The organism is Streptomyces sp. NPDC006450, assembly GCF_040612195.1.
In the GTDB taxonomy this organism is placed as follows: Bacteria; Actinomycetota; Actinomycetes; order Streptomycetales; family Streptomycetaceae; genus Streptomyces.
This window is the reverse complement of the sequence record NZ_JBEXPT010000156.1, coordinates 1-12,484: the sequence shown is the minus strand read 5'-3', so window position 1 is coordinate 12,484 and position 12,484 is coordinate 1. Positions and strand designations below refer to the sequence as shown.

The 12,484-nt window shown below is 71.9% G+C and carries 11 protein-coding genes; 6 read left to right on the top strand and 5 right to left on the bottom strand.

From position 1 onward, the window contains the following. Positions 1–62: 62 nt before the first annotated feature. Positions 63–767: a 1,4-alpha-glucan branching protein gene (locus ABZY57_RS29615; RefSeq protein ID WP_356517120.1), complete on the bottom strand. Its 705-nt coding sequence runs from the start codon at positions 765–767 to the stop codon at positions 63–65. Further along, on the bottom strand, positions 730–1,506 hold the full coding sequence (locus tag ABZY57_RS29610) for a MerR family transcriptional regulator (protein ID WP_356517118.1): 777 nt from the start codon (positions 1,504–1,506) through the stop codon (positions 730–732). Before ABZY57_RS29610 ends, ABZY57_RS29615 begins: the two co-directional genes overlap by 38 nt. A gap of 97 nt (positions 1,507–1,603) precedes the next feature. On the opposite strand from ABZY57_RS29610, the gene ABZY57_RS29605 reads away from it, so the two are divergent. Beyond that, on the top strand, positions 1,604–3,460 hold the full coding sequence (locus ABZY57_RS29605) for an AMP-dependent synthetase/ligase (RefSeq protein WP_356517116.1): 1,857 nt from the start codon (positions 1,604–1,606) through the stop codon (positions 3,458–3,460). Positions 3,461–3,732: 272 nt separating this feature from the next. Here the strand turns inward: ABZY57_RS29605 and sph are convergent, their stop codons facing one another. Both sph and ABZY57_RS29595 read right to left on the bottom strand, forming a co-directional pair. Then, positions 3,733–4,722 (bottom strand): sphingomyelin phosphodiesterase, encoded by a 990-nt coding sequence (gene sph / locus ABZY57_RS29600; RefSeq protein WP_356517114.1) that lies wholly within the window; start codon positions 4,720–4,722, stop codon positions 3,733–3,735. Between the two features lie 131 nt (positions 4,723–4,853). Further along, entirely contained in the window at positions 4,854–5,102 is a 249-nt protein-coding gene (locus ABZY57_RS29595) for a hypothetical protein (protein WP_356517112.1), read from the bottom strand. A gap of 95 nt (positions 5,103–5,197) precedes the next feature. Here ABZY57_RS29595 and ABZY57_RS29590 point away from each other — a divergent pair, with 95 nt between their 5' ends. Next, on the top strand, positions 5,198–6,127 hold the full coding sequence (locus ABZY57_RS29590; RefSeq protein WP_356517110.1) for an oxygenase MpaB family protein: 930 nt from the start codon (positions 5,198–5,200) through the stop codon (positions 6,125–6,127). Between the two features lie 34 nt (positions 6,128–6,161). Here ABZY57_RS29590 and ABZY57_RS29585 read toward each other — a convergent pair whose 3' ends face one another. Continuing rightward, positions 6,162–7,691 carry a M1 family metallopeptidase gene (locus ABZY57_RS29585; protein WP_356517108.1) on the bottom strand — a complete coding sequence of 510 codons (1,530 nt, stop codon included), beginning with the start codon at positions 7,689–7,691 and terminating at the stop codon, positions 6,162–6,164. A gap of 293 nt (positions 7,692–7,984) precedes the next feature. Between ABZY57_RS29585 and ABZY57_RS29580 the strand changes: the two genes are divergently transcribed. From ABZY57_RS29580 to ABZY57_RS29565, 4 genes are all read left to right on the top strand, one after another. Beyond that, positions 7,985–8,560, top strand: coding sequence for a cysteine hydrolase family protein (locus ABZY57_RS29580; RefSeq protein WP_356517106.1), 576 nt, complete (start codon positions 7,985–7,987; stop codon positions 8,558–8,560). A gap of 105 nt (positions 8,561–8,665) precedes the next feature. Further along, positions 8,666–9,001, top strand: coding sequence for a hypothetical protein (locus ABZY57_RS29575; protein ID WP_356517104.1), 336 nt, complete (start codon positions 8,666–8,668; stop codon positions 8,999–9,001). Between the two features lie 86 nt (positions 9,002–9,087). Continuing rightward, positions 9,088–9,951: a hypothetical protein gene (locus tag ABZY57_RS29570; protein WP_356517102.1), complete on the top strand. Its 864-nt coding sequence runs from the start codon at positions 9,088–9,090 to the stop codon at positions 9,949–9,951. 152 nt (positions 9,952–10,103) lie between these two features. After that, on the top strand, positions 10,104–12,484 hold a 2,381-nt coding region (locus ABZY57_RS29565; RefSeq protein ID WP_356517100.1), incomplete at its 3' end, for a Tex family protein.

Sequence of the window (12,484 nt, the reverse complement as noted above, 5' to 3'; positions counted from 1 at the left end):
ACGACGACGGCGGACAGGGAACTGGCCTCGTGGGCCCGGCGGGTGAGGGCCGTGTGGTCGGGTCAGGCGGTGACGCGCAGCGCCGCGAACACGCCCCGGTGGGCCGCGCCGTCGGGCGTGGTCCAGCCGGCGGTGATCCGGCCGGTGACCCCGGCCGCGACGCAGGCGTCGTCCCGCGCGTCCTCGGGCCGCAGGACGCGCGTCACGCTCAGCACCGGCGGGGTACCCGGGGCCCCGTCCGGCCCGAGCGCCCGGGCGCCCGCCACGAGGATCTCGGTGCCCCGCGCGGTGTCGGAGATCTCCAGCCCCTCCCGGGAGAGCGTCGCGGGGAGCTCCGGTCCGGAGAACAGCGCCGTGACGGAGGCGTCGGGCACATCGCTGTCGCACTGGTCCTGCGCCACGGCGCGGCCTTGGATCAGTGCGAGCAACTGGCCGACGAGTACCGGGTCGTGGGCGCCGTCGTAGATCCACCGGGTGCCGAGCACCCCGTGTTCGGAGGTGCCCACCAGAGCGGCTCCGGCACCTTCGAGCGGTGCGCCGCGGTAGGTGAGCGGCACCAGATAGGAGGTTTCCCGGCCGCCCGAGCGGTCGGTGAGCACCATGAACTCGATGCCGACCTCACCCTCCGGGTCGTCGAGCCGGAACCCGCCCGAGCGGTCCAGCTCGGGGGCTCGTCCCGTGGACGCGTACCACGGCCGCGTCGGAAGCCAGGCAGTCAGAAGCTCCGTCTTACCGGGCTTCATGGTGGTCTTGTAGATCATCGCCATGGCCTGAACCTACCGGCTCCGAGACGAAGGCCGCCCGCAATTCCTCCTTCAGGGAGCGCTGGAAGGCGGTCACGAGGGCCTGCACCACCATCGGCTGCATGTGCGCGGACAGCGCCTTCATCGACTCCACCCGCTCCGGGTCGCTCTCGCCCTCCGTGAACGGCCCCCACACCTCGTCCCGGAACAGTGCGGTCAACTGGTGCGCGGCCGTCCGGGCGTGCCCGAGCAGCACCTCGCGCGCGACCAGGATCGTCTCGTGGGCGATCGGTACGTCGAGCAGCGCGACCCCGAGCCGCAGCAGCCCCATGTCCACCCGGAAGCCCTCCGGGGTCGGCGTCAGCACGTTCATGGCCGTCAGCCGCCGGATGTCGGTCTCCGTCAGGCTCCGCCCGGCCCGCTTCTCCAGCTCCGCGCGCGAGGAGTCCAGCGCGGCGTCCGGGGCCCAGGTCGCCACCAGCGCGCGGTGGATGGCCAGATCGTGCGCACTCAGATCGTCGGGCAGGGCGTCGAGGTAGCGCTCGATGGCCGAAAGGGTCATGCCCTGGTGCTGCAACTCCTCGATGAGCGCGAGGCGCGACAGGTGCTCCGGACCGTAGCGGCCCACCCGACGGGGTCCGATCACGGGAGGGGGCAAAAGGCCGCGGGTGCTGTAGAACCGTACGGTGCGGACGGTCACACCCGCCCTGGCCGCCAGTTCGTCGACGGTCAGCGACGCCGGCTCCGGTGCCTGGGTGGTCATGGGCTCTCCGCCTTGCTCTCTGATCAGCGCGTCGACACGGTTCGTGTTCAACAGTATTGCTGTCGCACCAACGATGTGAAACGGCAAGGAGCTGCCCATGCCCACGAAACTGCGACTGCCCGCACCTCCCGACGAGCTCACCCTGCCCGCCCTGCTGGCGCGCAACGCCGCCGAGCACGGTGCCCTGCCCGCCCTCTCGTGGCGGGAAGGCCCCGACGGCACGGCCTGGACCACCCTCAGCTGGTCGGACGTCCGCCGCAAGGTGGCCGTCCTCGCCGCCGGTTACGCCTCCCTGGGCGTCGAGCGCGGCGAGCACGTCCTGCTGATGATGGGCAACCGGCCCGAGCACTGGCTCAGCGACCTCGCCCTGGTCCACCTCGGCGCCGTCCCCGTCACCGTGTACGGGACCTCCGCGCCCGAGCAGATCGCCCACATAGCCCGCCACAGCCGCGCCCGGCTCGCCGTGGTCGAGGGGGCCCGGGAGCTGGCCCGGTGGGAGCCGCTGCTGGCCGACCCCGAAACCCCGCTGGAACGGCTCGTCGTGGCCGAGGCCCGCGAAGCGGGCCCGCACTCGACGTACGGGTCGGTCTACGCCGGCGGCGCCCGGCTGCACCGCCCCGAAGCCTTCGAGAAGGCCTGGCGGGAGTCCCGCTCCGAGGACCCGCTGACCGTCGTCTACACCTCGGGCACCACCGGCGACCCCAAGGGGGTGCGCCTGACCCACCGCAACATCGTGCTCCAGTCCGTCCGCCTCGACCGGCACATCGAGCTGCCCGAGCACGCCGAGCACCTGTGCTACCTGCCCTTCGCGCACATCGCCGAGCGGATCCTCGGCATCTACCTCCCGCTCCTGCGGGCCGCCCACGTCCGGCTGTGCGCCGACCCGGCCGCCGTGTCGGTCGCGGTGCGCGAGCTGCACCCGGTGCAGTTCTTCGGGGTGCCCAGGGTGTGGGAGAAGCTGGCCGCCTCCGTACGGGCGGTGCTCGGACGGCTGCCGGAGGAGCAGCGCCGCGCCATCGAAGCCGCCAACGAACTGGCACGCGAGCGGGCGGGGCACCGGGAGCGCGGCGAGGAGGTCCCGGCCGAGCTCGAAGCCTCGTACGCCGGGGCCAAGGAACGGGTGCTGGACCCGCTGCTGACGCTGGCCGGGCTGGACCGCCTCGTCTGGACGGCGAGCGCCACCGCGCCCATGCCGATCGACGTGGTCCGCTTCTGGGCGGGCTGGGGGATCACGATCATGGACGCCTGGGGGCTGACCGAGACCTCCGGCGTGTGCACGGTCAACAGCCCGGACGGCTTCCGGCTGGGCTCCGTAGGGCGGCCGATCCAGGGGCTGGAGCTGCGGATCGCCGAGGACGGGGAGATCTTCACGCGCGGGGAGACGGTCTTCGGCGGATACCTCCTCCCGGACGGCTCGGTGGAGAGCGCCTCCGACGAGGCGGGCTGGTTCCCGACGGGGGACATCGGGCGGCTCGACGAGGCAGGGTTCCTCTGGCTGACCGACCGCAAGAAGGAACTGATCATCACCTCGAACGGGAAGAACGTCTCGCCCGCGCTCGTGGAGAACACCGTCAAGGAACACCCGCTGATCGGACAGGCGCTGGTGCACGGAGACGGCCGCTCCTATCTCGTCGCCCTCCTCGTCCTGGACCCCGAACTCGCCCCTGCCTGGGCGCAGGCCCATGGCATCGAGGCCGCCACGCCCGCGGAACTCGCCGCGCACCCGGCCGTACGGGAGGAGATCGACCGGGCCGTCGAAGCCGCCAACGCCCGGCTCAACCGCACCGAGCAGATCAAGCGCTACCGGCTGCTGACCGAGGAGTGGGGTCCGGACTCGGGGGAGCTGACCCCGTCCCTGAAACTGCGCCGCCGGGTGATCCGGGAGAAGTACGCGGAGCTGATCGACGGGCTGTACGCGCAGCCGCACGCGCAGGAGCCGCACGAAGCTTCGTAGGAAGGTCCGTCACACGAACGGCCCTTGTCCGGTGAGCAGATCGACGCTCACCGGACAAGGGTTGGGGATGGTGTCGGTGCGCGTCTCGTCGGCCAACCTCGACGCCCTGGACTACCTGAAGATCGGTCACCACCTGCGGGAGATCTTCCAGGACTACGTGAGCGAGTGGGAGCGGGCGAAGGCGAACGGCCGACGGCCAAGGGCCGGGGACGAGGAGCGGGGGTGCCCGCCGGATCGCGGCGGGCACCCCCTTGCCATGTCCCGGCCGCGGATCAGCGGCCGATCAGCGGGTAGTGGTCGCTGAGGTTGTCGTACGTGTAGGAGGTGCCCCAGCTGGAGACCGTCCAGGGAGCCGACTGCTCCAGGACCACGTTGTTCTCCCAGTTCGCCGGGCGCGCGTTGCCCTTGCGGTAGAGCACGTAGTCCAGGTCCTCGCGCGGGTCCGTCGGGTAGCGGTACTTCGCTATCGAGTTCAGCGCGGTGTCGAAGGAGTACGGGTGGCCCGTGCGGGTGTCGGAGTCCGCCAGGTCGGCGTTGGCCAGCATGGTGGCGAGCTCCGGGGTGCGCGAGTCGACGTTCAGGTCGCCCGCCACGATGACCTGCTCGGCAGCCGGGATGTTCTTGCCGTCCAGGAACGCGTCGATGTTCCGGAACTGGCGGGCGCGCATCTCGGCCGCCTCGCCCGCGCCGCAGCCCGGGTCGGTGGACTGGGCGTGCGTGCCGACCACGTGGACCTTGGTGCCGTTCACGTTCAGCACGACGTAGGCGAAGCCCTTGTTGGACCACCAGTCGGCGCCGCAGGCGTCCTTGTAGACCACCTGCTCCTTGCGCAGGATGGGCCACTTGCTGACGATCGCGACGCCGCCGTCCTCCGGGGTGGTGGAGGAATAGGCGCCGCCCGTCGCGTCCCAGCCGGTCTTGCTGCGGCCCACGACAGGGGTCTGGTACGGGTACTGCGCGGCCGAGTTGGCCTTCAGCGCGTCCGAGGCACCGTTGTCGAAGGCCTCCTGGAGCACGACCACGTCGTGGCCCTTGTACCAGGAAGCCTTGGGGATCTCCGCGGCCCGGTGGTCCTGGCCCCAGTTGGGGTACAGGCTCTTGCTCATCAGGAACGCGTTGTACGACAGGACGCTGAGCCGCGGCGCGGCGGCGCTCCCGGCGGCGGTGGCGGCCGGAGCCGTCGTGGCGACGAGCGATCCGACGGCGATCGCGGCGACGGCCGCGGCGGCGGCACGGGCCCTGCGGGGCTGGATCTGGGGCATGGAGGTCTCCCTCGTTCCTGTGGGGGAAGATCGGCTCCGCCATCCAAGCAGCCAGGGTTACTTCGCGGTAACACCTGTGACACGGGTTTCTGGACGCAGACGTACTTCTTCGGTGTTCCGGGCCCGGGTCCTCACCCGGCCCGCCGCTCGTCGTCCTGCGCGGAGGTCCAGGTGAAGGCCCCGAGACCGCCTGCTCCCGAGGTGCCGGAGCCGTCGGCGACGCCGGAGGCGTTCTCCCGGTGCCGCCGGAACCGCAGGAGGAGGTACGCCACCGCGAACAGCGCGACGAGCACCGCGAATACCAGGGCCAGCGTCACGGCAGTGCCGGCCAGCATCCAGGGGGCCAGGGTCTTCAGCACGGCCGAGGGGGACAGGTCCATGGCCGCAGGATGCACCGTCCACAGGGTCCGGCGGAAGCCGCCGGACCCCCTGCATACTGGGAGAACGGCAGTTCCGACACCCTGGGGGCCCACGGATGAGCGCGACGGACCGGCCCCGGGAGGGGACGGAGCAGACGGACGGGACGGAGAAGGCGGCACCCCGCACCCGCGGCCGCCGGATCGACCCCGAGCCCCCGCCGCCCGGGGGAGTGCTCTGGACCATCGCAGGAGACGTTCGCGCGCTGCTCATGCTGCCCGCCGCCTTCACCCTGCAGGTCGCCCACCCCGCCATCGGCGCCGGGGTCGACGAGCACTCCGTCTTCCGCACCGACCCCTGGGGCCGCGGCGAGCGCTCCCTGCGCTCCGTCCAGCTGTGGGTGTACGGCGGTGCCGACGCCGCGGCCGAGGGGCGTCGGGTGCGCCGCCTGCACAAGGAGATCCAGGGCACCGACACCCGGGGGCGCCGCTACCACTCCCTCGACCCGGGCTGCTACGCCTGGGTGCACGCCACCGGCTTCCCCGTCTACCTCTACGCCGGGCGCTACCTGCTGCGCCCCTTCACCCCGGCCCAGGAGCGCCAGCTCTACCGCGAATGGCTCCAGGTCGGCCGCATCCTCGGCCTGCACGACCGGGACATGCCGCAGAGCATCGAGGAGTACTGGCCCTACTACCACCGGATGCTGGCCGAGGAGATCGAGCCCACCAAGGTCGCCCGCGAACTCCTCGCCACCGACGCGCCGCTGCCCCGCCCCGCCGGAGGCCCCCTGCCCGTCCGGCTCCTGCTGCGCCTGACCTGGCCCGTCCTGCGGGCCGCCTTCCTGCACTTCCGGGCCTTCGTCACCGCCGGCTACATGCCGCCCGAGGCGCGCGCCGCCATCGGCCTGGAGTGGACCCCGGCCCAGGAGCGCCGCCTGCGCCGGTTCAGCACGGCCCTGCGCCTGCTCGTACCCCTCTTGCCGGAGCGCCTGCGCTACCTCCCGATCGCCCGCGCGGCCCGGGCGCGCGTACGCGCCGCCGCCCCCTGAGGGGCGCCGGCGCGCAGCTCCGCAAAGCGGTGGGTCAGTGGTCGTCGTGCACGGAGTCCGTCGCGGCGATCTTCTTCCAGGACTTCGGCTCGGCCGCCGGCCGCGCGGCCGGGGACCGGAGGGTACGGGTGCCCGTGGTCGCGGCCGGCAGCTTCTTCGTCGTGTTCAGCGCAGAGGCGTCCGGCTTGCCCGGGGTGTACAGCCAGGTATCGAAGAGCTGCGCGAGCGGCTGGTTCGAGACCTTCTCCGCGTACCGGACGAAGTCGCCGACCTTGACGTTGCCGTAGGCCCGCTCGGTCGGCCAGCCCTTCAGGATCCGGAAGAACTGCTCGTCACCGATCCGGTTGCGCAGCGCCTGGAGGGCGATCGCGCCACGGTCGTAGACCGCTCCGTGGAACTGGTTCTCCGGCCCCGGGTCACCCGGCTTGACCTGCCAGAACGGGTCCTCGGCCGGACGCAGCCCGTACGCCCAGTCGGCGAGCTCCTGCGCGGTGCCCTCGCCCTCCTTCTCCGACCACAGCCACTGGCTGTAGCGGGCGAATCCCTCGTTGACCCAGATGTCCTTCCAGCCGTTCACCGACACGCTGTCCCCGTACCACTGGTGGGCCAGCTCGTGCACGACCACCGACACGTTCGCGCCGTTCGCGAACTGCCGGGGGCTGTAGAACGGCCGGGTCTGCGTCTCCAGCGCGAACCCGCTGGGCACGTTCGGTACGTACCCGCCGAGTGCGTTGAAGGGGTACGGCCCGAAGAGCCCCTCCAGCCACTCCGCGACCTCGCCGGTCCGCTCCACGCTGGCGCGCGCCGCGCCCGCGTTGTCGCCGAGGTCCTGGCTGTAGGCGTTCAGGATCGGCAGCCCGCTCGCCGTCTTGTCGGTGGTGATGTCGAACTTGCCGATGGCGAGGGTGGCGAGGTACGTGGCCTGCGGCTTGTTCGAGCGCCAGTTGTACCGGGTCCAGCCCAGCCGTGAACTCTGCGACTGCAGAACGCCGTTGCTGATGGCCTGGGTGCCGTCGGGCACGTTCACCGACACGTCGAAGGTGGCCTTGTCGAGCGGGTGGTCGTTGCTCGGGAACCACCAGGCCGCCACGTCCGGCTCCTGCGCGGCGACGCCGCCGTCCGGGGTGCGCTGCCAGGCGGACCAGCCGTCGACCTTGAACTCCGAGGGCTTGCCCGCGTACTTGACGACCACGCTCGATTGCCGGCCCCGCTGCAGCGGGGAGGCCGGGGTGACCTCCAGCTCCGACACCCCGGACTTGGCGAACTTCGCCTTGACTCCGTTGACCCGGATCTCGCTGACGTCCAGACCGAAGTCGAGGTTGAAGCGGGACAGGTCCTGCTTGGCGGTGGCGAGCAGGGTGGCGGTGCCCTCCAGCAGGTCGGTCTTCGGCTGGTACCGGAGGCGCAGGTCGTAATGGGACACCTCGTACCCGCCGTTGCCGCTGGCCGGGTAATAGGGATCGCCGATACCCGGTGCGCCCGGAACGGAACTCGCCGCCGACGCCGGGATCACCAGCAGAAGGGAGGCGGCGAGCACGCTCGGGGCGATGACTTTGCGGTGCACCTTGAACTCCAAGTGGTAGGGGAGTGGCTTCCGTTCGACCGTATTCACACCCGGGACCCCGCGTCATGTCGACAGCGCCTCCTGTCACACGATCGCCACGCGTCTGAAAGACGCCCGTGCGGAACGCGCCGATCCGGGTGGCGGCGACACCCCGCGCACCGCTCCCGGCCTGCGCCGATCGATGTCCTGATCTGCGGGTCGGCCGTCATTGCCCGGGCGTTCGCGGCGTCCTAGCGTTGCGGTCGTGGCCCCCGAGTCGGCCGCAACCCCACCCCCGCGAGAACGGCACCCCCATGGCTACCACCACCCTGCGTCAGCTCAACGGCTTCGACGAGACCCCCGCGACCTTCGAGGACGCGGTGCTGGTCCTGATCGACTACCAGAACACCTACACCGGCGGCGTCATGGAACTCGAAGGCTGGGAACCGGCGCTGGCCTCCGCCTCCCGGCTCCTCGCCCGGGCCCGTGAGGCCGGCACCCCCGTCGTCCACGTCCGGGACGGCGGCTACGGCGTCGACACCGAGCCGGGCACCCTCCACGCCTCCGTCGCCCCCCGGGCCGGCGAGGCCGTCGTCACCAAGTCCGTCCCGAACGGCTTCCACGGGACCGATCTCCACGAGATCATCGAGGCCACCGGCCGCAAGAACCTGATCATCGCCGGGTTCATGACCAACATGTGCACCCTGTTCACCACCGAGGGCGCCTTCCTGCACGGCTACGCTCCGACGGTCGTCGCCGACGCATCGGCGACGCGAGCGCTGGAAAGCCCGGCAGGCGCCCTGACGGCGCGGCAGATCCATCAGGCGGCCCTCGCCACGGTCACCGAGCTCTACGGGGTCGTCGTCGCCACCGGAGCCGAGCTGAAGTAGCCCCGGATCGCCCCCTCTGCGGCAAGGCCGTGCCGGAGAGGGGTCTTCCGCTCCTGCGGCTGGGTAACCTTCCGACCCCTGCACACCGAGGATCGGATCCACACCATGGGGAACAGAGTCGAGGTCATACCGACCGTGCAGGCCGTCCTTGCCGGCCTGGGCGCGGTGACCGGCGGGATGATCTGGGCCTCGAGGGCGGCCTACTCCCTCGACGGCGGGCTCGAGAGCGAGGACCAGGACCTCTCCGTCCTCTTCCTCGACCTGCCGCTGATCCTCCTCGGCGGAGTGCTGATCCCGCCAGCCGCGTACGCACTGGCCCGGCGGCACCGCGGGGCGGGCATCGCCCTCGCCCTGGTGGCGACCGGTCTGGCCGCGTGGGGACTGATGAGCTGGTGGACGCCCCAGCAGGGGCCCGATGCCGGCCATGTACCGGGCCGGTAGCGGACAGTCCCTCCCCGCCGCCGGTCCACCGGGGGCGCCCCGCCCCGCCCTTCTCTCCATACCAAGCAGTCGTTAGCCTGCACGCCATGACTCTTCCGGCGCACGCCGCCCGCAGCTGCTGGCACGGGGCGATCAACCCGCTGCACTCCACCGTCTACTTCTCGCCCGACCTCGGCAAGGAGTTCGCCGCTCTCGGGATCACCGACCGCAACGCCGTCAACCTCGCCTCCCGCTCCGCCGCCATGGGCGCGGTCGGCGCGGGCACGGTGACGGCCACCTTCTACAACTACCGCCACGACCTCGTAGCCCGGCACCTGCCCGCCGTCTGGGACACCGCCACCCCCGAGCAGGTCACCGCCGCCCGGCTGCGGGCCGTGGACACCACGCTGCGCCGGCTCCTCGGCGAGGAGACCATCGCCTCCCCCGAGATCGGCGAGGCCGCCGGGCTGGCGATGCGCGCGACCGAGGCCTGCACCCGGCACGCCCGCACGCTCTACTCGGCCCACGCGGACCTCCCGGTACCCGAGGAGCCGCACCTCAGGCTGTGGCACGCCACCACCCTGCTGCGCGAGCACCGCGGCGACGGACACCTCGTCGCTCTGCTCACCCTCGGCCTGGACCCGGTCGAGGCCCTGGTCAGCCACACGGCCAGCGGCCACGGCATGACCCCGAAGTACATCAAGTACATCCGCGGCTGGGAGCAGTCCGACCTCGACGCGGCCGCGGACCGCCTTCGCGAGCGCGGCCTGCTCGACGCCGAGGGCGAGCTCACGTCCGAGGGCGCGGCGCTGCGCGAAGCGCTGGAGACGGAGACCGACCGCCTGGACGAGGCTCCGTACGAGCACCTCGGCGCGGCCGGAGTCGCCCGGCTCGCGGAGATCGGCGGCGGTCTCACCCTCCAGGCCTTCGTCGCCGGAGCCTTCCCCGGAGACCTCATGGGCAAGGCCTGAGACCCGGACCGGGCCCGGCTCCCGACGTCCGGCGCCGCCACCTGCCACAATTGGCAGCCTTCCGACGCAGCACGCAGCACGCAGCACGCAGCACGCAGCACGCAGCACGCACCGGCATCACGCATACGTACGAAGGCAGGCGGGACCGCACAGTGACGATGTCCATCGAAGGCAGGATCGCCGAGGAGCTCGGCGTACGGGAGCGGCAGGTCAAGTCCGCCGTCGAGCTGCTCGACGGCGGCTCGACCGTGCCGTTCATCGCGCGCTACCGCAAGGAAGCGACCGAGATGCTCGACGACGCCCAGCTGCGCACCCTGGAGGAGCGGCTGCGCTACCTGCGCGAGCTGGAGGACCGGCGCGCGGCGATCCTCGACTCCGTACGGGAGCAGGGCAAGCTCGACGCCGAGCTGGAGGCCCGCATCAACGCGGCCGACACCAAGGCACGGCTGGAGGACATCTACCTCCCCTTCAAGACCAAGCGCCGCACCAAGGCGCAGATCGCCCGCGAGGCCGGCCTCGCGCCGCTCGCCGAGGGGCTGCTGGCCGATCCCTCGCAGGAACCGGCCGTGGCGGCCGCCGCGTTCGTCGACGCGGACAAGGGCGTGGCCGACGCGGCCGCCGCCCTGGAGGGCGCCCGCTCCATCCTCACCGAGAAGTTCGGCGAGGACGCCGACCTCATCGGCGAACTCCGCGAACGCATGTGGGGCCGCGGCCGGCTCGCCGCGAAGGTCCGCGAGGGCAAGGAGGAGGCGGGCGCCAAGTTCGCCGACTACTTCGACTTCACCGAGCCGTTCACCGCCCTCCCCTCGCACCGCGTGCTCGCCATGCTCCGCGGGGAGAAGGAGGACGTCCTCGACCTCACCCTGGAGCCGGAGGAACCGAGCGAGACCCCGGGGCCCTCCACGTACGAGGCCATGGTCGCGCGGCGCTTCGGCATCAAGGCCCCCAGCGAACACGGCCGCCCCGGCGACAAGTGGCTCGCCGACACCGTCCGCTGGGCCTGGCGCACGAAGATCCAGGTGCACCTCGGCATCGACCTGCGCTCCAGGCTGCGCGCGGCCGCCGAGGACGAGGCGGTACGGGTCTTCGCGTCCAACCTGCGCGACCTGCTGCTCGCCGCACCCGCCGGCACCCGCGCGACGCTCGGGCTGGACCCGGGCTTCCGCACCGGCGTGAAGGTGGCCGTGGTCGACGCCACCGGCAAGGTGGTCGCCACCGACGTGATCTACCCGCACGTGCCCGCGAACAAGTGGGACGACGCCCTGGCCAAGCTGGCCCGCCTCGCCAAGGAGCACGCGGTCGAGCTCGTCGCCATCGGCAACGGCACGGCCTCCCGGGAGACCGACAAGCTCGCCGCGGACCTCATCGCCCGCCACCCCGAGCTCAAGCTCACCAAGGTGATGGTCTCGGAGGCCGGCGCCTCCGTGTACTCGGCGTCCGCCTTCGCCTCGCAGGAACTCCCGGACATGGACGTGTCGTTGCGCGGCGCCGTCTCCATCGCCCGGCGCCTGCAGGACCCGCTCGCCGAACTGGTCAAGATCGACCCTAAGTCGATCGGCGTCGGCCAGTACCAGCACGACCTGTCCGAGGTGAAGCTCTCGCGGTCGCTCGACGCCGTGGTCGAGGACTGTGTGAACGGCGTCGGCGTCGACGTCAACACCGCCTCCGCGCCGCTCCTGTCGCGCGTATCGGGCATCAGCGGCGGACTCGCCGAGAACATCGTGGCGCACCGCGACGCCAACGGCCCCTTCCGCAACCGCAAGGGGCTCAAGGACGTGGCCCGGCTCGGCCCGAAGGCGTACGAGCAGTGCGCGGGCTTCCTGCGGATCCGCGGCGGGGACGACCCGCTGGACTCCTCCAGCGTGCACCCCGAGGCCTACCCGGTGGTCCGCAGCATGGGCAAGACGGCGGGCAGCGAGGTGGCGGCCCTGATCGGCAACACCGGGGTGCTGCGCTCGCTGCGCCCGGAGCAGTTCGTCACCGAGGCCTTCGGCCTGCCGACGGTCACGGACATCCTGCGCGAGCTGGAGAAGCCCGGCCGGGACCCGCGTCCCGCGTTCAAGACGGCGACCTTCAAGGAGGGCGTGGAGAAGATCGGCGACCTGGCCCCCGGGATGATCCTGGAGGGCGTGGTCACCAATGTGGCCGCCTTCGGAGCCTTCATCGACATCGGCGTCCACCAGGACGGGCTGGCGCACGTCTCGGCGCTGTCGAAGAACTTCGTCAAGGACCCGCGGGACGTGGTGAAGCCCGGCGACATCGTCCGCGTCAAGGTCATGGACGTGGACATCCCGCGCAAGCGGATCTCGCTGACGCTGCGGCTGGAGGACGAGGCGGAGCGCGGCGGCGCCGAGGGCGGCGCCCCGAGGCAGCGCGAGGAGCGGGGCGAGCGGCGCGGCGGCGGCCGGCCCCCGCAGCAGCGCGGCCCGGCGGGCGGCCAGGGCGGCCAGCGCGGTCAGGGCGGCCCGGGTGGCGGCGGGCGCGGGCCGGGCGGGCCGTGGGGAGGTGACCCGTCTGAAAACGATTCACTGCA